The sequence below is a fragment of the Micromonospora psammae genome, from assembly GCF_036902725.1.
GTDB lineage: Bacteria > Actinomycetota > Actinomycetes > Mycobacteriales > Micromonosporaceae > Micromonospora.
The window spans coordinates 108,398-129,236 of sequence record NZ_JBAKHM010000006.1; the positions used below are offsets into that span (position 1 = coordinate 108,398).

Sequence of the window (20,839 nt, forward strand, 5' to 3'; positions counted from 1 at the left end):
TAGCAGGTGTTCGATGGCAACTCTTCCGGTACTTCCTCTCACCGACGCCGTCCTGCTGCCCGGGATGGTCATCCCGGTGACCCTCGACCCGACCACCCAGGCCGCGGTCGACGCGGCGCGCGCCAGCGGCGACAAGACCCTCCTGGCCGTGCCCCGCATCGACGGCGAGTACGGCCCCGTCGGCGTGATCGCCACCATCGAGAAGGTCGGCCGGCTGCCCGACGGCGAACCAGCCGCCGTGGTCCGCGGCCTCTCCCGGGCCCGGATCGGCTCCGGCGTGCCCGGCCCCGGCGCCGCCCTCTGGGTCGAGGCGACCCGACTCGACGAACCCGCCCCGGCCGGCCGGGCGCGTGAACTCGGCCGCGAGTACCGCGCGCTGATGACCTCGGTGCTCCAGCAGCGCGGCGCCTGGCAGGTCATCGACGCCATGGAGCGGATGACCGACCTCTCCGAGCTGGCCGACGCCGCCGGCTACGCGCCCTGGCTGAGCCTGGCCCAGAAGACCGAACTGCTCGCCGCGCCGGACGTCACCGCCCGGCTGGAACTGCTCGTCGGCTGGGTCAAGGACCACCTCGCCGAGCAGGAGGTCACCGAGCAGATCAACACCGGCGTCCGCGAGGGGCTGGAGAAGTCCCAGCGGGAGTTCCTGCTCCGCCAGCAGCTCGCGGCGATCCGCAAGGAGCTCGGCGAGGACGAACCCGACGGCTCCGCCGACTACCGGGCCCGGGTCGAGTCCGCCGACCTGCCGGAGAAGGTGCGTGAGGCGGCGCTGCGCGAGGTCGGCAAGCTCGAGCGGGCCAGCGACGCCTCCCCGGAGGCGGGCTGGATCCGTACCTGGCTCGACACGGTGCTGGAGATGCCGTGGGGCACCCGTACCGAGGACAACACCGACCTGGCCGCGGCCCGCGCGGTGCTCGACGCCGACCACGCCGGCCTGACCGACGTGAAGGACCGCATCCTGGAGTACCTGGCGGTGCGCAACCGCCGCGCCGAGCGCAACCTCGGCGTGGTCGGCGGCCGTGGCTCCGGTGCCGTCCTCGCCCTCGCCGGTCCGCCCGGCGTCGGCAAGACCAGCCTCGGGGAATCGGTCGCCCGGGCGCTCGGGCGCAACTTCGTCCGGGTCTCCCTCGGTGGCGTCCGCGACGAGGCGGAGATCCGCGGCCACCGGCGCACCTACGTCGGCGCGCTGCCCGGCCGGATCGTGCGGGCGCTGCGCGAGGCCGGCTCGATGAACCCGGTCGTGCTCCTCGACGAGGTCGACAAGCTGACCGCCGGGTACGCCGGCGACCCCGCCGCGGCCCTGCTGGAAGTGCTCGACCCGGCGCAGAACCACACCTTCCGGGACCACTACCTGGAGGTCGACCTCGACCTGTCCGACGTGCTCTTCCTGGCCACCGCCAACGTGGTGGAGAGCATCCCCGGCCCGCTGCTGGACCGGATGGAGCTGGTCGGCCTGGACGGCTACACCGAGGACGAGAAGGTCGCGATCGCCCGCGACCACCTGCTGCCCCGGCAGCGCGAGCGGGCCGGGCTGACCGCCGACGAGGTGACCGTGGCCGACGAGGCCCTCGCGCGGATCGCGGGGGAGTACACCCGGGAGGCCGGCGTCCGGCAGCTCGAACGGGGCCTGGCGAAGATCCTGCGCAAGGTCGCGGTCGAGCTGGCCACCGACCCGGCCCCGGTGCGGGTGGACACCGGCAACCTGGCCCGCTACCTGGGTCGGCCGAAGTTCACCCCGGAGTCGGCGGAGCGGACGGCGGTGCCCGGCGTGGCCACCGGCCTGGCCGTCACCGGCGCCGGCGGCGACGTGCTCTTCATCGAGGCCACCAGCATGGACGGCGAGCCGGGGCTGACCCTGACCGGCCAGCTCGGTGACGTGATGAAGGAGTCCGCACACATCGCCCTGTCGTACCTGCGCTCCAACGGGCGTCGGCTCGGGCTGGACCCGAACGCGCTCGCCGGGCGACGCATCCACCTGCACGTCCCGGCGGGTGCGGTGCCCAAGGACGGCCCCAGCGCCGGCATCACCATGGTCACCGCGCTGGCGTCGCTGGCCAGCGGCCGGCCGGTCCGCCCCGAGTTCGGGATGACCGGCGAGGTGACCCTCTCCGGTCGGGTGCTGCCCATCGGCGGGGTGAAGCAGAAGCTGCTCGCCGCGCACCGGGCCGGCCTCACCGAGGTGATCATCCCGGCCCGCAACGAGCCGGACCTGGACGACCTGCCCACCGAGGTCCGCGAGGCGCTGACCATCCACACCCTCGCCGACGTCGCCGACGTGCTCGCCCTGGCGCTGCGCCCGGCCGACGCCGACACCCTCACCGGACCGACGCTCACCGCTGCCTGACCGTGGCGGGGCATGACCGGGGGCGCGGGCATTCCGCGCCCCCGGTCAGTCGCCTCGGTGGTGGCGGCGGTCAGCGGACGGGCCGGCCGAGTCCGAGGGTGCGCGCGCACCGCCCCATGGCCTTGGAGAGCCGGGCGGGCACCGAATCGGGGGTGGGGATCCGTACCGGGCGGACCCGGCTGTTGTGCAGGGCGGTGAACCGCCACCCCTCGCCGGTCCGGACCACGACCAGGGTCTGGCGGGACAGCCGGCGCCGGGGCAGCCGGGAGCGCCACGGCATGAGCACCGACCCCGTCCCGTGCACCACCGCCACGTCGGGGGTGACGGGACGAATCGACTCCACCTCGCCGACCAGCGCCGAGCCGGCGAGGACGCCCCGGAAGAGCTGGTCGTGCGCGGCCTGCATCGGCGCCCGGCCGGCCGCCCGGGTGCCGTCGTAGGAGACGTAATCGGAGTCCGGCGTGAAGCAGGCGCCGTAGGCGGTCGCGTCGTTCGCCGTCCAGGCAGCCAACAGCCGGTGGAAGAGCTGGCGGATCTCGGTGCGGTCTTCGTCGGTCACGGAAGCCTCCTGCTACTGTTCGATCGTCGAAACAAACACTAGCAGAAAGGTTCGAATGTCGAAAAGTGAGTTGCCGCGTGAGGTGGCCCGGCAGATCCGGCTTCTGCAGCAGAGCTTCGACGCCTTCGACGAGGCGGCGGCGACCCGCCTCGGCATCAACCGCACAGACCTGCGGGCCCTCGACATCGTTCTCGGTGTCGGGCCGCTCACCGCCGGCGACCTGACGGCGGCGCTGCGCCTCAGCCCGGCGGCCACCACCACGGTCATCGACCGGTTGGAAAGGGCCGGACTGGTGGCGCGTACCCGGGACCCGGAGAGCCGGCGACGGGTGCTGGTGGCGGCCACCGATGCGGCCCGCGCCGCGGAGCGGGAGATCTACCGGCCGGTCGGCGAGGCGGGCCTGCGGGCGCTCGACCGCTACGACCGCACCCAACTGGACATCATCATCGACTTCCTGGCCACCGCCCGCGCGGTGCAGCAGGAGCACACCGAGCGGCTCGGCGCCCGCCCACGCCGATGACTGAGCGCCGTCGGGCGCGGCCCCTGGCGGCCCACCCCGCGGACACACACACGCCGAGGGCCCCGGCGGTAGCCGGGGCCGTCGGCGTACGGCTCAGCGGTCGCGGTCCCGGCGCACCGTGGTGCGGCGGCCCTTGATGGTGCTGCCACGCAGCCCGGCGATCACGTCGTCGGCCACCGCGACCGGCACCTCGACCAGGGAGAAGCGGTCCGCGATCTCGATCGAGCCGATGTCCCGCCCGTTCAGCCCGGTCTCCCCGGTGATCGCCCCCACCAGGTCCTGGGGCCGGACGCCGGCGCGCCGGCCCAGCCCGATGAAGACCTGGGTGGTGTTGCCCGACCGGGGGCGGGCACCGCCGCGCCGGTCCCCCCGACCACCGGCCTCCGGCCGGCCGCCCTCGCGCGGGGCGCGGACCGCCACCTGGGGGATCTCCTCCTCGTCCTCGGTGGTGGGTCCGGCCGCCTCGTGGGCCAGCTTCACCGCGGCGAGCGCGACCTCCATCATGTCGAACTCGTCGGAGAGCGTCTCCACGATCACCCGGAACGGGTCCAGGTCGTCCTCCAGCAGCGACTCCCGCAGCGCCGCCTGGGTCAGCTCCAGCCGCCGGGTCCGCAGGTCCGCCACCGTCGGAATCTTGTCGATGGTGATCCGCTGCCCGGTGACCCGCTCGATGGTCTTGAGCATCCGGTGCTCGCGCGGCTCGGCGAGGGTGATCGCCACACCCTCCCGCCCGGCCCGGCCGACCCGGCCGATCCGGTGCACGTACGACTCGGGGGCCGACGGCACGTCGTAGTTCACCACGTGGGTGAGCTGCTCGACGTCCAGGCCACGGGCGGCCACGTCCGTGGCGACCAGCAGGTCGGCGGTGCTCGACCGCAGTCGACCCATCACCCGGTCGCGCTGCTCCTGGCTCATCCCGCCGTGCAGCGCCTCGGCCCGGTAACCGCGGCCGTTCATCGTCTCGGTGAGCCGGTCGACCTCCTCCCGGCTGCGGCAGAAGACGATCGCCGCGGTGGGCGACTCCACGTCCAGCACCCGGCCCAGCGCCGCCGGCTTGTGCCCCCGCGCCACGATGTACGCGCTCTGCCGCACCCGGGGCGCCTCCCCGGCGACCGGCTGCTCGCGGCCGATCTGGATGCGCACCGGGTCGGTCAGGTGCTGGCGGGCCATCCCGTCGATCCGGGACGGCATGGTCGCCGAGAAGAGCACCGTCTGCCGCTCGGCCGGGGCGTGCTCCAGGATCGCCTCGATGTCCTCGGCGAAGCCCATGTCGAGCATCTCGTCCGCCTCGTCCAGCACCACCGTGGCCAGCGAACCCAGCCGCAGGGTGCCCCGGGCGATGTGGTCCAGCGCTCGGCCCGGGGTGGCCACCACCACGTCCACGCCGGCGTCCAGCGCGCGCAGCTGGCGGCCGATCGGCTGCCCGCCGTAGATCGGCAGCACCCGGGTGCCCAGGTCCTTGCCGTACCGGTGGAACGCCTCGGACACCTGCACGGCCAGCTCCCGGGTAGGCACCAGCACCAGCGACATCGGGTCGCCCCCGCCGCGGCCGTCCGGCATCCGCTGCAGCAGCGGGAGGGCGAACGCGGCGGTCTTACCCGTACCGGTGGCCGCCTGGCCGAGCAGGTCCTGGCCGGCCAGCAGCGGCGGGATCGCCTCCCGCTGGATCGGGGTCGGCTCCTCGTAGCCGAGGGCGGAGAGCGCGCCGAGCAGCTCGGCGCGCAGCCCGAGATCGGCGAAGGCGGTCCCCTCGTCGGGGTCGCCGGGCGTGGTGGGGTCGGTCGGTACGGGTGCGGAACTCATGGGCAAAGCTTTTCATCACCTCCGCCGGCTCGCTCCGGCGACCGGCACAACCGTCACCCGCGACACGCTCAGGTGACGATCGCGAGCACGATGATCAGCCCGACGGCGATGTCGAAGACCGCGCACCACTCGGCGTACCCGCGCGGCACCACCCGGCCGGCACGGTGGTGCGCGACGTCCCAGACCGCGTGCCCGAGCCAGCCGGCGGCGACCAGCCACCGCGCCGGGCCGTCGTCGGCGAGCGCCGCCACCCCGGCCAGCGCGGACCAGCCGGCCAGCCCGGCCAGCTGCACCGCCAGCGCGCCCCGGTCCCGCCACTGCCGGCGCACCGTGCCGATCAGCAGGTAGCCGCCCGGCAGCACCAGCAGGCTCCACGGCGGCAGGACCACCGGGGCGAACCAGCTGTCGAACGTCACCAGCAGCGCCAGCCAGGTGGGCCAGCGGCGGGCCAGCGCGGCGACCGTCGGGTGGCGGGGCGCCGGCGTCGGGTGGGCGTGCCGGTGCCGCAGCGCCACCAGGACCATGGCCGGCAGCATCAGCAGGTGGCCGCCGAGCATCAGGGCGTCCCCGCCGACCAGCCCGGCGGCGAAGGGGACGAGCAGCAGCAGGAACGGCACGTACATGGCGGCGACCATCTCGGCGGTGGCCCGGGCGCCGTGACCCCGGTGCCACATCCACACCGCCATTCCGATCGACATGTCGGTGGCCATCACCAGCGCGGCGACGTCTGGCCGGGCCAGCAGGTCGGCCCGGCCGGCGGCGTCGCCGGCCAGCCGCCAGAGCGGGCCGAGCAGCAGCATCCCGACCACCATGGCGGCGGCCATCTCGGCCAGGTGCCGCAGGAGGCGACGGCCGGCGCGGTCCGTGGGGGTCGGCGGGGGCGAGGGTACGGCGAGCGTCTTCTCGGTCATGCCGTCGACGCTGCCACCGGCCGGCAACGTACGACAGGCGCGTTCCGCACGGGAAAACCGTGCGCAACGCACGGCCGACCCGTGCGCGCGGGGTGGGGCGGCCCGGCGTGGGCCCCTAGGATCGCCGGCATGACGGACGGGGCGGCGGGGGCGGACCGGCGGCTGCGCCGGGCCCGCCTGGTGACCCTCGTGTCGCTGGCCAGCGGGCTCTGGACGAGCCTGTTGCTGCCCGGCGTCGGCCTGGCCCGGGAGCCCGACGCGCTGCGGCTGGCGACCGGGGCGGCGGTCGTCGTCGCGTTCGCCGCCGCGCAGACCGCCGTGCTCTACGCGGCGGTCACTCCCTGGCTGGCCCAGCGGTGGCGACGCCGGTTCCAGCTCGGCCTCGCCGCGGTGGCCGCGCTGTCGGTGCCGCTGGTCGGCCCGGTGGCGGCCGGCGCCTGGCCGACCTGGGCCTGGCTGGGCGCCTCACTGGTCGGGATGACCCCGCTGCTGTTCCGGCCCCGCGCCGCCGTCGTCGCCGCCGTGGGGTGCGTGGCGACCTCCCTCGCGGTGGCCGCCGCGACCGGCGGCGAGCTCGGCACCCATCTGGCGGTCACCGGGGGGGTCGGCGTCGGGATCGCCGCCGTGAACGGGGTGCAGGTCTGGTTCTGGGACCTGCTCGTGGCGGCCCGGCAGGGTCAGGAGGCGCGGGCCCGGCTGGCCGCCGCCGAGGAGCGGCTGCGCTTCGCCCGGGACGTGCACGACCTGCTCGGCCAGGACCTCACGGTGATCGCGTTGAAGGCGGAGCTGGCCGCCCGCCTCGCACCCGTGGACGCGGTGCGGGCCGGCCGGGAGGCGGCCGAGGTGCAGCGGCTCGCCGGGTCGGCGCTGCACCGGGTGCGCGAGGCGGTGCACGGCTACCGCGCGGTGGACCTGACCGAGCAGCTCGCCGCGCTGGCCGAGGTGCTCGGCTCGTGCGGCGTCCGCTGCACCGTCGTACCCGCGGCGCAGGAGCTGCCGGCGGGCGTCGCCACGGAGCTGGCGGCGGTGCTGCGCGAGGCGGGCACGAACGTGCTGCGGCACAGCCGGGCGGGCTGGTGCCGGATCGAGATCACCCGGGAGGACGGCGTGGCGACGATGACGATCCGCAACGACGGGGCGGGCGGTGACGGCGGCCCGGACGACCACAGCCACGGGCTGCGCGGCCTGACCGAGCGGCTGGCCGCGGTGGGCGGGACGGTCCGTACCCGGCGGGACGGCGACGTCTTCACCCTCACCGCCACCGCGCCGGTGGTCTCGTGATCCGGGTCCTGCTCGCCGACGACGAGGAGCTGATCCGGCAGGCCCTCGCCGCGCTGCTCACCCTGGAGCCGGACATCGAGGTGGTCGCCCAGGCCCCGGACGGGCGGACGGCGCTCGACGCGGCGCGGGCCCACCGGCCGGACGTCGCCGTGGTCGACCTGGAGATGCCCCCGCCCGGCGGCATCGACCTCGCCGTCGAGCTGGGCCGGGCGCTGCCCGGCTGCGCGGTGGTGATCCTCACCGGCCACGGCCGCCCCGGCCACCTGCGCCGGGCGTTGACCGCGGGCGCCCGCGGCTTCCTGGCCAAGGGCGCCCCGGGTGGCGCGCTCGCCGACGTGGTCCGCCGGGTCCACTCCGGCGCCCGGTACGTCGACCCGGCGCTGGCCGCGGAGGCGTTGAGCCAGCCCGAGTGCCCGCTCACCCCGCGCGAGCTGGAGACCCTACGGCTGGCCGAGTACGGCACCCCGGTCGCGGTGATCGCCCGGCGTACCCACCTCGCCGCCGGCACGGTCCGCAACCACCTGGCGGCGTGCGTGCAGAAGCTGGGGGCGGGCGACCGCGCCGAGGCGGTGCGGATCGCCCGCGCGGCGGGCTGGCTCTAGGAGCGGGTGGCGGTCGCGCAGCCGTTGCCCGTGGCCGTTGTGCCGTTGCTCGTGTCGATCGGCTTGCTGCGGTCGTACGGATCGACCTGGCGGGCCTGGTCGGCGGGCTGCCCGTCTGCCGTGCCGAAGGGCGGCACGAAGTAGCCGGTCGGGGCGGAGCAGCCGCCGTTGGTCATGTCGAGCGCGTACGAGACGAGGGACATCGTGCCCGGTTCGGTGATGACCTTGGCCGGGTCGTCCCAGCTCATCACCACCTCGCGCCGCACGATCGTACGGACGACCTCGCCCCGCCCGCCGTCGCCCGCCGGGGTGACCGGGTACACAAAGGTGACGTCCGCCGTCACCTCGACCGCCCCCCGTTTCCCCTCCCGATACGTGATCCGACCGCGCGTCTTGACCACGTCACCGACCAGCCGGGCCTGCTCTGGCCGGAAGCGGCTGAACAACAGCAGCGGGTTGGTCTCGGGAGTGGGCGCCGTCGACGACAGGGCGGTACGGAGATACTCCTGGACGTCCTTCTGGTGCGGGTTCAACAGGGCGATCGCCTTCGTGGGCCGCTCGCCACGGAGCACGCCGGAGTCGAGCCCCGCGGCCACCAGGAAGTCCCGGCTCTGCCGCAGTGCCCGCTCGACCTGGGCGGCGTCCATCCAGCCGGTCGCCTTGGCCGGTGGCACCGTGATCCCTGCCGCTCCGTCGGCCCAGCGGGCGGCAGGTGAACCCCGGAAGGGTTCGGCGAGGGTAGGGCGCAGATCGGGCTCGGCGCCGGGCGCCTCCCGCGGGACTTCCGACTCGGCGGCCGACGGCGCCCCGTCCTGCCCACCGTCGTTGCCACCGAACCCGCCGACGACCTGCTGCGGGAAGAACCCCACGACCAGGAGGGCCACGACCGTCGCCAGTCCGGTCACGTACCAGCCTGTCCTGCGCCGGGGCCGGGCCGGTGAGTACGTACGCCAGCCCTCCGGCTGCCCGGAGCGTTCCCGCAGCCGCCGCTCCACCTCACGGGCGCGCGCGGACGGCTCCACGGGGGCCCCGGCCGCACCCGCCACCGATTCACGGAGGAACCGGTCCCACTCCTCATCGGACACGAACGACCCGTCCTGCCCCCCAGCCCCGGTCACACCGCACTTCCGTTTCTCGCTGAATTGCTCGATGCCCGATGGCTCGATCGCTCGACCGTCTGATCGGTTGCCTGTGCACGGGTCGATCGAGAGCCGCCCGCATGATCGCATGAGCAAGCCGCCGGCCTGCCGGGGCGGTGGGTGAAGTGTCAGGTCGCCACGCTGTCCCGCTGGCACGGGCGTGGGCGTGACATCTGACGACAGAACCTAGGCCCGCTCGACCGGCGCCCGCGCCTCGTCGAGGAGGGCCGGGCCGGCGTACGCCACCGGTGTCGCCGCCCCCGCCGGCCGCAGTCCGGCCAGCTGCTCGGCGCCGAGCGCGTAGACCACCCGGCCCAGGCCGGAGTGGTCGATGGCGGTGGCGCACATCCCGCACGGCTGGCAGCTGGTGTACATGGTGGCGCGGCCCGCCTCGTCGGGGTCGAGGCGCCGGGCCGCCCAACGGGCCAGCTTCAGCTCCGGGCGCGCGGTGATGTCGTCGTCGGTCCGTTCGGTGTTGACCTCCTCGGCCAGCACCTGCCCGTCGGCGGAGACCAGCAGCGACCCGAACGGGCCGTCCCCGGTCGCCCGCGCCGCCTCGGCCAGTGCGATCGCCCGCCGCAGGTGGCGTTCGTCGGTGTCGGTCAGCACGCTCATCGGCACCGGGTTCCCCGCCGGACGGCCCCGCACACGCCGACTAGCCTGGCGACGTGCGTACGGTCGAACTGCTCTGCTCCCCGCGGCTGGAGGAGACCGTGCGCGCCGCCTGGGACCGGCTCGCCGTCGCCGGGCTGCCCAGCCTGGCCCGCAACACCCACCCCACCAACCGCCCGCACCTCACCCTGGCCTCGGTCGACGCGTTCCCACCCGGGGCGGCCGAGCGCCTCGCCGACCTGGTCGACGCGGCCCTGCCCCTGCCGGTACGCCTCGACCGGGTCGAGGTGCTCGACGGCAGCGCCCCGCTGGTCTGGCTGGTCCGGCCCACCCCGGAGCTGATCGCGCTGCACGCGGCCGTCTGGGACGTGCTCGCCGGGGCCGACGGGCAGAACCCGTGGCACGCGCCGGGGCGGTGGATTCCGCACCTGAGCCTCGCGCTGCGGTTCCGCGACAACGATCGGCGGCTGGCCCGGGCGTTGGCCGGCGGGGACCGGCCGGCGGGGGAGTTCGTGGCGGCGCGCAGCTACGACGGCGACAGCCGTACGGTCGCCCCGCTCGGCGCCTCCGTCCCGCCGCGAGAATGACGCGCTACGGGGTGCCCGCCGAGACGGCCGGGTGGTGAGACCGGGCGGCCGGGTGGCGCAGGCCGGGGTGGACGCCCGGCGGGTTCCCGGTGTGGTCGGCGAGCCGTTGCAGGACGGCGATGAACTGGACACGTTCGTCGGCACCGAGCGTGGCGAGGACTTCCTCCTCGTGCTGGTCGGCGACCTCGCGAGCGCGGGGTAGCAGCTCCCGCGCGGCCCCGGTCAGGTGGATGGCGTGGGCGCGGCGGTCGCCGGGATGCCGCCGACGTTCGACCAGATCGCGCTGCTCGAGGTCGTCGAGCAGGCCGACCATGACCTTGCGGTGGATGCTGAGTGCGTCGGCGAGCTGTTGCTGGGTGCACCCTTCGCCGCGCTCCAGGTGCATCAGGAGCCCGAAGTGGTTCGGCGCGATGCCCAGCGGCGCCAGTCGCGCGGCGAACGTCTGCGCGATGTCAAACCCGAGCTGGGAGAGGAGGAAGTTGGCCCGTCCGGCCAACGGCCGGTGCGCGCCGGGTGTGGAGTCGTCGGACACCCCACTATTGTACGCCAACGTAATTGTCCTATACGGTAACAATCACTGATACTCCCTACCCCGGAGGCGACAATGAGGGTGACCGTTTTCGGCGCGACCGGCGGCATCGGGAGCCACGTCGTGCGCCAGGCGCTGGACCTCGGGTACGCCGTGACCGCCGTCGTCCGCGACCCGGCCCGCCTCGACGTACGTCATCCGACGTTGGAGGTCGCGGCGGTGCCGGCGCTCGACGACGCCGATGCGGTGGGCCCGGTGTTGCGCGGCAGCGACGCGGTCCTGTCCGGAGTGGGCCCGCGCGGACGCCACGACGGTCCCGTCGCCTCCACCGCCACGCGCACGATTCTGAGCGCGATGCACGCCGAAGGTGTCCGCCGACTCGTCGCGGTCAGCGCCGCTCCGGTCGGCCCGACACCCGACGGGGACAGTTTCCTCAACCGCCGCATCGTTCTACCGGCCATCAGTGCCCTGCTTCGGGATCTCTACGCGGACCTGCGTGCCATGGAGCATGCGATGGCGAACAGCCCGGCGGAATGGACGGTCGTGCGGCCGCCCAAGCTCGTGAACAGACCGCTGACCGGCCGGTACCGCACCGCGATCGGCAGCAACGTCGCACGCGGCTACACGATCTCGCGGGCCGACGTGGCCCACGCCATGCTCGCCACCGTCGGCGACCCCGCGACGATCCGCCAGGCGATCGGCATCGCGTACTGACCGACCGCTGTTCACGTCGAAGCCGGAGGACGCCTGATGCCCTGTCCGCTGCCTGAGTTCACCGAGCCGGAACCGTACGGATTCGTCTATCTGGGTTTCCAGGCTGAGCGCCCACAACGGTTACCGGTCCACACCCGCACCCCGCACCGGCGGCGGCACGCGGCGCGGCTCGTGCAGGCCGTCCCCGCACTCGTGCGCCGCCCGGATGTCGTGTCCGTCCGCGTCTTCCGGGCGGTGTTCATCCCGCCGCTGCCGGGCGCCCCTCGGTACGATCTCGCGATGCTCATCCGCACCCCGCGCGTGGACCGACTCGAGACCGTGCGCACCTGCGCCGAGGTCACGGCCCTCGGCGGTGAGCAGATCCTCGCCGGCGTCAACGTGGCCCGGATCGGCGAGACCGAGGCCCGTACCGACGGCACCTTCCTGTTCAACCACTTCACCGCCGCGCCGGGCACCGACGCCGAAGCCGTCTGGCGCTCCGTCACCGGCTGGTACACCACCAGGACCGGAGTCGACAACTCCACAGCCCTGCGACCCGCCGGAGCATCGTCGTTCGCGCTCGTCAACTACGCGCGACTGCCCGCCGGGCCGATCGGCTTCCTGGCCGGGCAACTCACGCGGCCGAGCTTCCATCGCTTCGTGCGAGCCACCCTCGACTCCCACGGAATGCACGCCCTGCCCACCTTCCACCGGCTCGTTCACGCGTCGGCTTAGCTCTCGAACGCGGAAAGGGGATCGCCATGTGCTTCGCACGCCTTGCCGGTATCGCCGGCATCGGTTTCGTCGTCATCCTGGTCGCGGCGAACCTGCTTCTGACCGCAGCGGGCTTTCCCACCCCGTCCGAAGCCGCATCCCTCGACGAGATCACCACGGTCTTCGCCGCCGGCTCCGGGTCGCTGCGCCTGGCCTCGGCACTCCTGCCGGCGGCGTGGTTGCTGGCCACGGTCTTCGCCGTCGGGGTGTGCGTCTGCCTCCGGCGCGACGAGCGGGCCCGGACGGACCCCTGGTCCCTGGTCGGCCTCGCCGGAGTGCTCATGCAGTCGGTGGTGTTCACCAGCGTCGAAGCCACCCGGCTCGCGCTCACGTCCGCCGCTCAACACGACGCCGGCGGCGTCGCCGGCCTGTGGGGCCTGTACACCGCCCTGTTCGGCTTCAACCAGGTGTTCCTGGCGATCGCGCTCGTCGGGTTGTCGATGTTCGGCGTCCGTACCGGCGCCACAGCCCGATGGCATGCCGGCACCGGGCTCCTCGCCGCCGCGCTCCTGTTCGCCACCGCGACGACGAGTCCGTACGGCGTCGACGGCGTCAACCCGCTGGCCCTGCTCGGCCTCGTCGGCTGGCTCCTCTGGCTGGTATGGATCATGGCTTACAGCATCATCCTGATCCGGCGTGCGCCCGAGCCGTCCGCGCGCATGCCTCACCCAGTGCGATGACCGACCGCCTCGGAGGGCGGTCCTCCGGCACCGAAGCGCCGCGCACCCATGGGGATGCGCGGCGCTTCAGCGACCGAGCGCTCAGCGGTAGAAGCGGACGTAGTCGAACTCGGCGGTGACCGGCGGCTCCGACCCGCCGTGCGCGACGAGGCCGATCCGCGGTGTGGTGTCGGCCGGGAAGGTCCACACCCCGCCCCAGGTCCAGTTCCTCCCGTCCCGGCTGGAGCCGACCCGGAACTCGTGTTCCCCGTTGGCCGGGTCCACCCGGTGGGCCAGCCGCAGCCAGGTCGTGGTGGCCGGGGTGCCGACGATGTTGCCGCCGTACACCGGTCGGCCGGCGAAGGGCAGCTCGTAGCCGTACTCGACCTGGCGGGTGTTCCAGATCGCCACCTGGGCCAGCCGGGCGAACCGGTCGTCGTCGACGTAGGCGACCAGGCCGGCCTGCTGGTAGTTGCGGACCGTCTCCTCACCCAGGTCGAGGGTCACCTTCGTCTCCACCACGTAGTTCCCGGTCGGGGCGTCGCGCAGCAGCACCCCGGCGGTGTTGCCGGCGCCGGTCAGGTCGGCGGCCTGCACCGGCCAGCGCAGCGCGCCGCCGGAGACGGTGGCCGCCGGGTCGGGGCGCACCCACCGCCAGGCGGGGTCGAGCCCGTCGGTGAACTCGTCGGACCAGGCCGGCAGCGGCGCGCCGACGCGCGGGGCGGCGACGGCGTGCCGCACCGGCCGGTACAGCCGGGCGGCGCTGACGTTGTCGAACTGGGCGTCGCCGCCGGTCGCGGCGAGGGTGAGCGGGCCGGCCACCGGGCGGCCCAGCCGCAACGACACCACCGCCAGCTGGTCGCCCAGCCGGGCCGGGCTGAGCTCGGCGACGAGCTGCCGGCCGCGGATCTCGACGGCCAGGTTGTGCGGGTCGGCGGCGTCGAAGCCGGCGGGCAGCGGCGCGGTGGCCGTGCCGCCGTCGGGCTGCCGGGCGACGAGGCGGCCGGCGGCGGTGTCGACCCGGACGTCGACCCGGCCCAGGGTGATCCCGGCGGACGTGGCGCCGACGAGTCGCAGGTCGGCCTCCGCCCGGACGTCCCCGCCGGTCACGGTACGGCTGGTCAGCGCCCCGCTGCCGGTGAGCCGGCCGTCGGCGACCCGCCAGGAGCCGGTGGCGCCACGCCAGCCGGTGAGTCCGGCGGTGTCGAAGCGCTCGTCGAGCCGGGCGGTGGTGACCGGCGCGGGCCGGGCACCCTCGGACGGGCCGGCGCCCGCGTTCACCGTCGGCCAGCCGTCGACCCAGTCCAGGCGGTCGATCAGCATCGGCCGCTCGTTGATCCCGAACGGCTCGTCCAGGTACGGGTCGGCCCGGTCGATCGCGTGGTAGACGATCCAGTCCTGCCCGGACAGGTCGGTGAGGAAGCCGTTGTGCCCGGCGCCGATCCAGCGGTTACCGTTCTGGGTGAGCACCGGGGTGCCGCCGGCCCGGGACGCGGTGAGCGACAGGCCGTCGCGGTCCACGAACGGCCCGCGCGGGCTGGTCGACCGGCCGACGTGCACCGAGTAGCCGGTGGCCGGGCCGGCGCAGCAGTTCGCGGTGGAGGCGAAGAGGTAGTACCACCCGTCGTGGCGCAGCACGTAGCTGCCCTCGAACTTGTTGTCCACGGCCACCAGGGTCGGCTCGCCGACCGCGCGCAGCCCGTCGGCGGAGAGCTCGGTGACCGAGATGCCGCCGTAGTAGCTGCCGTAGTAGAGGTACTTCCTGCCGTCGACGTCGGTGAACTGGGTCGGGTCGATGGTCCAGAGCCAGCCTCCGCCGCCACCGGGGCGCGGCGCCACGACCGGTTCGTCGGAGAAGGTCCACGGGCCGGTGGGGGTGGGGGCGGTCGCCGCCCCGACGGCGAAGTCGCCGCCGTCGGCGGAGACGGTGGTGTCGGTGACGGTCACGTACATGACCCAGTGGTCGCCGACCCGGCGCACGTCTGGGGCCCAGAAGCCGGCGCCGGGCGCCGCGTAGGAGGGGCGCTGGTCGGGGCCGAAGGCGTCCCCGACGTACGTCCAGTCGACCAGGTCGGCGGAGCGGGCGGTGGGCACCCGGTGGAACTGCTTCTCGCCCTCGCGCAGCGGGTCGGTGGTGCCGTAGGCGTACCAGAATCCGTCCTCGCCGCGGACGATGACCGGGTCGGCGAAGGTGTCGGCGAATTCGGCGGAGACCGGGTTGCGGTAGCGGGCGTTGTCGGGGGCGGCGGCGGCCGGCGCGGACGCCGTCGTCGCGAGCAGCAGACCGAGTACGGCGGCGAGCGTGCCGCCGCGGCGGAGATGACCCATCAGACCTGCCTCGGGTGGGGTGCCGGGTGTGGGCGGTGGTGCATCACTCCGTCCGTTTCTACAACGATGGATACAACGTTGTAAAGGCCCTTGGTGGGTCGATCGGCATCGAAGTGGCCCGTGCGACGATGGCGCGGTGACCACCGCCGCCTCCGACGGCCACCAGCTCGCCGGCCTGGCCGCCCTGCTCGCCGACCCCACCCGGGCCCGGTTCTGCCTCGCCCTGCTCGACGGTCGGGCCTGGACGGCGGGGGAGCTGGCCCGCGTCGCCGGGGTCGCCCCGTCGACGACGAGCGACCACCTCACCCGGCTGGTCCGCGGCGGGCTGCTGGTCGAGGAGCGCCAGGGCCGGCACCGCTACGTCCGGCTGGCCGACCCGGCGGTGGCGCAGCTGATCGAGGACCTGGCCGGACACCACCCGCCCGCGCCCCGTCCCGTCCGGTCGCTGCGCGCCGCCACCGCCGACGCCGCCCTCGCACACGCCCGCACCTGTTACGACCACCTCGCCGGCCGCCTCGGGGTACGCCTGCGCGACGCGCTGCTGGACCGCCGCCTGCTCACCGACGCCGACGGCCTGGCGCTGACCCGGACCGGGTGCGACTGGCTGGCCGACCTCGGCGTGCCGGTCGAGGAGCTGCGGGGAGGCCGCCGCCCCCTGCTCCGCGACTGTCTGGACTGGACGGAACGCCGCCCCCACCTGGCCGGCGCGGTCGGCGCCGCGCTCTGCCGCCGCTTCGCCCAACTGGGCTGGACCGTCGCCGGCGTCGGCAGGGCGGTGCGCGTCACCCCGGCCGGCGTCACCGCGCTCACCGGCCTCGGCCTCGCCCCCGCCGAGCTGACCCCCGCCCCGCCGGACCCCGGGCGCGGCGGACGCGCCTGACCCCGCCCCGCGGCGATTCCGCGGTCCGGGGCCGCCGCACCCCGCCCGCCGGGGTCGTTTCGGCGTGGGGCGAACGGCTGGGGCCCTAGCGTCGGCCGAGTGACCGATCCCGCGCTCGTCATCGCTCCCGCCCCGGGCACGCCGCGCTGTGCCCCACCGACCTTCGACGGCACCCACGGACTCTGGTCGGTGACCCGGCACGCCGACGTGCGGGCGATCCTGACCGACCCCGCCTTCCGGGTGCCGCAGGCGGCGCCCGGAGCGGCCGGCACCCTCGCCTGGCTACGCGGCGCTGTCGCCCGGTTCAGCGGCCCCGACCGGCATCCGGTCCGGCGGGCCGCCGCCGTCGCCACGCTCACCGCCCTGGATCCGGACCTGCTGCGGCGCGACGCCGCCCGACTCACCGCCGAGGAGCTGGACCGCAACCGCGACCGGTTGGACGTGTCCGCCCGGCTGGCCCGGGGCGTACCGCTGCGGGTGCTGGCGGCCCGACTCGGGTTGACCGACCCGGCGGCGGCCGTGCCCGCAGTGGCAGCGGTGGCCGCCGCGTACCAGCCCGGCGCCGGCCCGGCGGCGACGCGGCGCGCGGACGACGCGGTCGCGACGCTGGTGGCGATGGCCCCGCCGGACCCGCCCGAGGTGCTGGCGAACCGGCTCGGCCTGCTCGTGCAGGCGTGCGACGCCACCGCCGGCCTGATCGGCACCGGCACCCGGTACGCCCTGCTGCTGTCCCCGTCGGTGTCCACGGCAGCGCTGCTGGCCGAGGTGCTCCGCCTCGACCCGCCCGTGCGGGGCACCCGCCGGATCGCCGCCACCGCCACCGGGATCGGCGGGCAGCCGATCCCCGCCGGCGCGACGGTGCTGCTCCGCTTCGACGCGGCGAACCGGGATCCGGCGGTCTTCGCCGCTCCGGACCGGCTCGCGCCCGGCCGTCCCGCCCTGACCTTCGGCGCCGGCCCGCACCGCTGCCCCGGCGAGCGGCACGCGCTCGCCCTGGCCCTCGGCGTGCTGGAGGTGCTGCGCGAGCGCGGGCTGCGGATCGTGGCCGAGCCGCGCCACGAACCGCACCCGCTGCTGCGCGTCCCCACCGACCTGGCGGTGACGCCCCGATGAGCGACCGCTGCGCCGCCTTCCGGTCCCTGCACCGTCCCGGGCGGCCACTGCTGCTCCCCAACGCCTGGGACCACGCCTCCGGCGCGGCCCTGGCCGCCGCCGGGTACCCGGCGCTGGGCACCACCAGCCTCGGGGTGGCGGCGGCGAGCGGCAAGCCGGACGCCGAGGCGGCCACCGCCGGGGAGACGGTGCGCCTGGCCGCCCTGCTGGCCCGGCTGCCGGTGCTGGTCACCGTGGACGTCGAGGCCGGCTTCGCCGACGACCCGGCCAGCGTCGCGGACCTCGTCGCCGAACTGGCCGCGCTCGGTGTGGTCGGAGTCAACCTGGAGGACGGGCGACCGGACGGCACCCTGGACGATCCGGCGCTGGTCGTGGCGAAGGTCGAGGCGGTGAAGGCCAGGACGCCGGAGGTGTTCGTCAACGCCCGTACCGACGGGTTCTGGCTCGGGGTGCCCGACGCGGGCGCGGCGACCCTGGCCCGGGCACGGGCCTATCGACGGGCCGGGGCGGACGGTGTCTTCGTGCCCGGCGTGGCCGACCCGGGCACCATCCGGGGGTTGGCCGGGGAGATCGACGCTCCGCTGAACGTGCTGCACCAACCCGGCGGGCCGGGCCTCGACGCGCTGGGTCGGCTCGGGGTGGCCCGGGTCAGCACCGGCTCCCTGCTGTTCCGGGCGGCGCTCGCCGCAGTCGTCCGGACCGCCGCCGCGGTACGGACCGGCGTCGACCCGGATCCGGGGATGCCGTCGTACGCCGACGTGCGGAGGCTGACGGCGGGGGAGCTTGGTCGCCCTTCGGAGTAAATGGGAGAAATGCTCGCTCTCGCTCCCCTCCGGGTGCTTACGGTCTGTTTCAGGTTCATCCGCACCGTGTCGTACCGGGAGAGGACCGACCATGCGCGTGCCCAGCCGTAGCCCGGGACACCAGCCCGGTGTCACCTCGCCCGTACCCGCCCGCCAACCGACCGCCCGGGCCACGGCCCGCGTCCCACGCGTCGAGCCCGACCTGGACGCGTACCGCGACGCGGTGACGGAGCTGCTGGTGGAGGTGGGGGCGCTCGCCGACGCCGCGTCCACCCCGGCCCGCCAGGTGCTGCTCGACCAGCGGCTACGCGAGCCGGCGATCGCCGCCGTGCTCGACGCCACCCCGCAGGGCTTCATCGGCGCCCGGGAGACGCTGCTGTTGGAGATGGCCCGCTACCAGCCCAACCCGCGCAGCTCGGCGCGCGACCTGACCGCGCTGGTCCGGATCTACCTGCTCTCCCGGATCGACGTCATGTGGTGGCGCGACGCACCGACCTTCCTCACCGACGAGCAGGTCCACACCCATCCCGACCTGGTCGACCTGGAATGGCTGCGCCGGCGTCGACTGCTCGGCTTCCGCTACCGCCAACAGCCCGCCACCGTGTTCGGCCGAGCGGCCCACGCGGTCCGTCGGCGGCTGCTGCCCGAGGCCACCCCGCGCACCGCCGGGGTGAAGTTCACTCGCGCCCGGCGGGAGATCGTCGCGCTGCTCAACGACATCGCCGGCGAGTTCGACCGGGCCACCCCGGTCGGCGCCCCGCCGCTCTGGGTGACCAGCCTGGTCCGCAGCGCCGAACACCAGCACCGGCTGCGCCGCCTCGGCTACGCCGCCATGGTCCCCAGTGGTCACTGCCTCGGCTGGGCGGCCGACGTGGAGATGGCCTGGCTCCAACGCTTCGGCGTCCGGGACACCCTCGCCGAGATCCTGCTCGCCCGGCAGGCCGCGGGCGAGCTCAACGTGATCGACGAGGGGCAGGCCTGGCACCTGTGCCCGGCGCCCGCCGCCCGGGCCGGGCTGCGCTCGGCGTACGAGGCGGAGCTGGGGGTCTGAGGATGTGCGGCATCGCGCTGAGCGTCGGCCCGGAGGCCGACCCGGCGGTCTTCCGGCGGATGCTCACCGTCCTGGCCGCCCGTGGCGAGGTCACCGAGACCCGCCAGGAGACCGGCCTGCTCACCGGCGTACGGCGGCTGCGCGTCGTCGACCGGGACCGGGCCGTGCAGCCCTGGACCTCCGACGACGGCCGGTACGTGCTCTGCTACAACGGCGAGGTCTTCAACCACTACGAGCTGCGCCGGCAGTTGACCCGGTCCGGTCAACGGTTCCGCAGCGAGAGCGACACCGAGGTGGTGCTCGCGGCGTTCCTGCGCTGGGGCGAGGACGCGGTGCACCGGCTGCGCGGCGAGTGGGCCCTCACCGTGGTCGAACGCGCCACCGGCCGGGTCTACCTGGCCCGCGACCCGCTCGGGGTCAAACCACTGTACTGGTCCCGGACGCCGGGCTGCCTGCACGTCGCCTCCGAGATCAAGGCCCTGGTCGGCCACCGCGCCCCGGTCGGCGAGGTGCCGCCCGGCCACCACGGCTGGGCCGAGCCCGACGGACCGGTGCGGCTGCGCCCGTACGTCGACCTGCTGACCCTCGGCGAGGGGCTGCCCGTGATCGACGACCCCGACGAGGCCGCGCTGCTCGTCCGGGTCGCGCTGACCGACAGCATCCGGATGCGCGTCGACACGGACCTGACGGTCGGCGTGGTGCTCTCCGGCGGCCTGGACAGCTCGCTGGCGCTGTTGGCGGCCCGCGAGGCGCACCCGGACTGCGTGGCGGTGACCGTGGGGGTGGCGGACAGCCCCGACGTGACGTACGCCCGGCGGCTCGCCGCGGACCTCGGCGTGCCGCACGAGGTGGTCGAGCTTCGCCCGCGCGACGTCCGGCTGGCCGACGTCCGGGAGGCGATCCGGATCTCCGAGCTGACCGAGTACGGCGACATCATCAACGCGGTGGTGACGGTGCCGATCTTCCGCCGGCTGCGCGAGCTGGGGATCCGGGTGGTGCTCACCGGGGACGGCTCGGATGAGCTCTTCGGCGGCTACCCGATGTACCAGCAGGTCGGCCCGGAGCGGGCCCGGCGGCTCTTCCTGCACCGGATCCGCAACCTCTGCCGTACAGACCTGCAGCGGGTGGACCGGGCCAGCATGGGCCACGGGGTGGAGGCTCGGGTGCCCTTCCTCGACCTCAGCCTGGTCGAGTTGGCCCTGCGCCTGCCGCTGGGGTTGAAGATGCGCGACGGCCAGGACAAGTGGATCGTCCGGCAGGCCTTCGCCGACGTGCTGCCCGACTACATCCGGCGGCGGCCCAAGAACCCCATGTCGTACTCCTCCGGGCTGCACGAACGGGCCCGGTTGTACAAGCCGTTCTTCGCCCGTCTGCACCGCTCCTTCGGCTACCACCTGCTGGAGCCGGTCCGGCGCGACTTCGACACGGTGCTCACCCGCTGCGGCAACGACCTGGACCGGGCCATCGCCGACGGTCTGGCCCGGCGCGACTACACCGTGCTGGAGCACGCCCGGGACCTGGTCGGCGCCGCGAAGTGGAACGCCGCGCCGCTGGTCCGCCGGCTGGTCAGACCGCGTCCCGTGCGGCAGGCCCCGGTGCGGTGAGCCCGGACCGGCACGCCTGAGCCGGCCGCGGTGCCCGGGCCGACCGC

General features: G+C 74.8%; 20 protein-coding genes. 13 read left to right on the forward strand and 7 right to left on the reverse strand.

Annotation, left to right across the window (positions count from 1 at the left end):
• Positions 1 to 13: 13 nt before the first annotated feature.
• Complete coding sequence (gene lon, locus V6U79_RS11610; protein ID WP_334526710.1) at positions 14 to 2,344, forward strand: endopeptidase La; 2,331 nt, start codon at positions 14 to 16, stop codon at positions 2,342 to 2,344.
• Positions 2,345 to 2,414: 70 nt separating this feature from the next.
• Here lon and V6U79_RS11615 read toward each other — a convergent pair whose 3' ends face one another.
• Entirely contained in the window at positions 2,415 to 2,903 is a 489-nt protein-coding gene (locus tag V6U79_RS11615) for an SgcJ/EcaC family oxidoreductase (RefSeq protein ID WP_334526713.1), read from the reverse strand.
• Positions 2,904 to 2,958: 55 nt separating this feature from the next.
• Here V6U79_RS11615 and V6U79_RS11620 point away from each other — a divergent pair, with 55 nt between their 5' ends.
• Positions 2,959 to 3,423, forward strand: a complete 465-nt coding sequence (locus V6U79_RS11620) for a MarR family winged helix-turn-helix transcriptional regulator (protein ID WP_334614646.1) — start codon at positions 2,959 to 2,961, stop codon at positions 3,421 to 3,423.
• 93 nt (positions 3,424 to 3,516) lie between these two features.
• Here the strand turns inward: V6U79_RS11620 and V6U79_RS11625 are convergent, their stop codons facing one another.
• Positions 3,517 to 5,226: a DEAD/DEAH box helicase gene (locus tag V6U79_RS11625; RefSeq protein ID WP_334614647.1), complete on the reverse strand. Its 1,710-nt coding sequence runs from the start codon at positions 5,224 to 5,226 to the stop codon at positions 3,517 to 3,519.
• A 68-nt stretch (positions 5,227 to 5,294) separates the two neighbouring features.
• Positions 5,295 to 6,137 (reverse strand): hypothetical protein, encoded by an 843-nt coding sequence (locus V6U79_RS11630; protein ID WP_334614648.1) that lies wholly within the window; start codon positions 6,135 to 6,137, stop codon positions 5,295 to 5,297.
• A gap of 129 nt (positions 6,138 to 6,266) precedes the next feature.
• Between V6U79_RS11630 and V6U79_RS11635 the strand changes: the two genes are divergently transcribed.
• Positions 6,267 to 7,418, forward strand: a complete 1,152-nt coding sequence (locus tag V6U79_RS11635) for a sensor histidine kinase (protein WP_334614649.1) — start codon at positions 6,267 to 6,269, stop codon at positions 7,416 to 7,418.
• The gene (locus V6U79_RS11640) at positions 7,415 to 8,020 is read left to right on the forward strand and encodes a response regulator transcription factor (protein WP_334614650.1); all 606 of its coding nucleotides are present in this window, start codon (positions 7,415 to 7,417) and stop codon (positions 8,018 to 8,020) included. Before V6U79_RS11635 ends, V6U79_RS11640 begins: the two co-directional genes overlap by 4 nt.
• On the opposite strand, the gene V6U79_RS11645 is transcribed toward V6U79_RS11640, so the two are convergent.
• Entirely contained in the window at positions 8,017 to 9,105 is a 1,089-nt protein-coding gene (locus V6U79_RS11645; RefSeq protein WP_334614651.1) for a hypothetical protein, read from the reverse strand. The genes V6U79_RS11640 and V6U79_RS11645 overlap by 4 nt on opposite strands.
• Positions 9,106 to 9,345: 240 nt before the next feature.
• Positions 9,346 to 9,774: a nucleoside deaminase gene (locus tag V6U79_RS11650; protein WP_334614652.1), complete on the reverse strand. Its 429-nt coding sequence runs from the start codon at positions 9,772 to 9,774 to the stop codon at positions 9,346 to 9,348.
• Positions 9,775 to 9,827: 53 nt separating this feature from the next.
• Between V6U79_RS11650 and V6U79_RS11655 the strand changes: the two genes are divergently transcribed.
• Positions 9,828 to 10,358, forward strand: a complete 531-nt coding sequence (locus V6U79_RS11655) for a 2'-5' RNA ligase family protein (RefSeq protein WP_334526730.1) — start codon at positions 9,828 to 9,830, stop codon at positions 10,356 to 10,358.
• A 4-nt stretch (positions 10,359 to 10,362) separates the two neighbouring features.
• Here the strand turns inward: V6U79_RS11655 and V6U79_RS11660 are convergent, their stop codons facing one another.
• Positions 10,363 to 10,890 (reverse strand): MarR family winged helix-turn-helix transcriptional regulator, encoded by a 528-nt coding sequence (locus V6U79_RS11660; RefSeq protein ID WP_334526733.1) that lies wholly within the window; start codon positions 10,888 to 10,890, stop codon positions 10,363 to 10,365.
• A gap of 72 nt (positions 10,891 to 10,962) precedes the next feature.
• Between V6U79_RS11660 and V6U79_RS11665 the strand changes: the two genes are divergently transcribed.
• The 3 genes from V6U79_RS11665 (at position 10,963) to V6U79_RS11675 (ending at position 13,034) form a co-directional block, all read left to right on the forward strand.
• A complete protein-coding gene (locus V6U79_RS11665) occupies positions 10,963 to 11,601 on the forward strand; it encodes an NAD(P)-dependent oxidoreductase (protein ID WP_334526736.1) in 639 nt (212 codons plus the stop codon).
• Between the two features lie 279 nt (positions 11,602 to 11,880).
• Positions 11,881 to 12,315 carry a hypothetical protein gene (locus tag V6U79_RS11670; protein WP_334526739.1) on the forward strand — a complete coding sequence of 145 codons (435 nt, stop codon included), beginning with the start codon at positions 11,881 to 11,883 and terminating at the stop codon, positions 12,313 to 12,315.
• 26 nt (positions 12,316 to 12,341) lie between these two features.
• Positions 12,342 to 13,034 carry a hypothetical protein gene (locus tag V6U79_RS11675; protein ID WP_334526741.1) on the forward strand — a complete coding sequence of 231 codons (693 nt, stop codon included), beginning with the start codon at positions 12,342 to 12,344 and terminating at the stop codon, positions 13,032 to 13,034.
• An 81-nt stretch (positions 13,035 to 13,115) separates the two neighbouring features.
• Here the strand turns inward: V6U79_RS11675 and V6U79_RS11680 are convergent, their stop codons facing one another.
• Positions 13,116 to 15,341: a glycoside hydrolase family 43 protein gene (locus tag V6U79_RS11680; RefSeq protein ID WP_334526746.1), complete on the reverse strand. Its 2,226-nt coding sequence runs from the start codon at positions 15,339 to 15,341 to the stop codon at positions 13,116 to 13,118.
• 136 nt (positions 15,342 to 15,477) lie between these two features.
• Here V6U79_RS11680 and V6U79_RS11685 point away from each other — a divergent pair, with 136 nt between their 5' ends.
• From V6U79_RS11685 to V6U79_RS11705, 5 genes are all read left to right on the forward strand, one after another.
• On the forward strand, positions 15,478 to 16,221 hold the full coding sequence (locus tag V6U79_RS11685) for an ArsR/SmtB family transcription factor (RefSeq protein ID WP_334526748.1): 744 nt from the start codon (positions 15,478 to 15,480) through the stop codon (positions 16,219 to 16,221).
• 99 nt (positions 16,222 to 16,320) lie between these two features.
• A complete protein-coding gene (locus tag V6U79_RS11690; protein WP_334614653.1) occupies positions 16,321 to 17,334 on the forward strand; it encodes a cytochrome P450 in 1,014 nt (337 codons plus the stop codon).
• Positions 17,331 to 18,137 (forward strand): isocitrate lyase/PEP mutase family protein, encoded by an 807-nt coding sequence (locus V6U79_RS11695; protein ID WP_334614654.1) that lies wholly within the window; start codon positions 17,331 to 17,333, stop codon positions 18,135 to 18,137. The genes V6U79_RS11690 and V6U79_RS11695 overlap by 4 nt, the downstream gene beginning before the upstream one ends.
• A 91-nt stretch (positions 18,138 to 18,228) precedes the next feature.
• On the forward strand, positions 18,229 to 19,188 hold the full coding sequence (locus V6U79_RS11700) for a hypothetical protein (protein ID WP_334614655.1): 960 nt from the start codon (positions 18,229 to 18,231) through the stop codon (positions 19,186 to 19,188).
• Between the two features lie 2 nt (positions 19,189 to 19,190).
• Positions 19,191 to 20,792: an asparagine synthetase B family protein gene (locus V6U79_RS11705; protein ID WP_334614656.1), complete on the forward strand. Its 1,602-nt coding sequence runs from the start codon at positions 19,191 to 19,193 to the stop codon at positions 20,790 to 20,792.
• The last annotated feature ends 47 nt before the right edge of the window (positions 20,793 to 20,839 follow it).

Coding starts and splice junctions, on each gene's coding strand:
- lon (WP_334526710.1), top strand. CDS start 14: ATGGCAACTCTTCCGGTACTTCCTCTCACCGACGCCGTCCTGCTGCCC.
- V6U79_RS11620 (WP_334614646.1), top strand. CDS start 2,959: ATGTCGAAAAGTGAGTTGCCGCGTGAGGTGGCCCGGCAGATCCGGCTT.
- V6U79_RS11625 (WP_334614647.1), bottom strand. CDS start 5,226: ATGAGTTCCGCACCCGTACCGACCGACCCCACCACGCCCGGCGACCCC.
- V6U79_RS11630 (WP_334614648.1), bottom strand. CDS start 6,137: ATGACCGAGAAGACGCTCGCCGTACCCTCGCCCCCGCCGACCCCCACG.
- V6U79_RS11635 (WP_334614649.1), top strand. CDS start 6,267: ATGACGGACGGGGCGGCGGGGGCGGACCGGCGGCTGCGCCGGGCCCGC.
- V6U79_RS11650 (WP_334614652.1), bottom strand. CDS start 9,774: ATGAGCGTGCTGACCGACACCGACGAACGCCACCTGCGGCGGGCGATC.
- V6U79_RS11665 (WP_334526736.1), top strand. CDS start 10,963: ATGAGGGTGACCGTTTTCGGCGCGACCGGCGGCATCGGGAGCCACGTC.
- V6U79_RS11670 (WP_334526739.1), top strand. CDS start 11,881: ATGCTCATCCGCACCCCGCGCGTGGACCGACTCGAGACCGTGCGCACC.
- V6U79_RS11675 (WP_334526741.1), top strand. CDS start 12,342: ATGTGCTTCGCACGCCTTGCCGGTATCGCCGGCATCGGTTTCGTCGTC.
- V6U79_RS11680 (WP_334526746.1), bottom strand. CDS start 15,341: ATGGGTCATCTCCGCCGCGGCGGCACGCTCGCCGCCGTACTCGGTCTG.
- V6U79_RS11695 (WP_334614654.1), top strand. CDS start 17,331: ATGAGCGACCGCTGCGCCGCCTTCCGGTCCCTGCACCGTCCCGGGCGG.
- V6U79_RS11700 (WP_334614655.1), top strand. CDS start 18,229: ATGCGCGTGCCCAGCCGTAGCCCGGGACACCAGCCCGGTGTCACCTCG.
- V6U79_RS11705 (WP_334614656.1), top strand. CDS start 19,191: ATGTGCGGCATCGCGCTGAGCGTCGGCCCGGAGGCCGACCCGGCGGTC.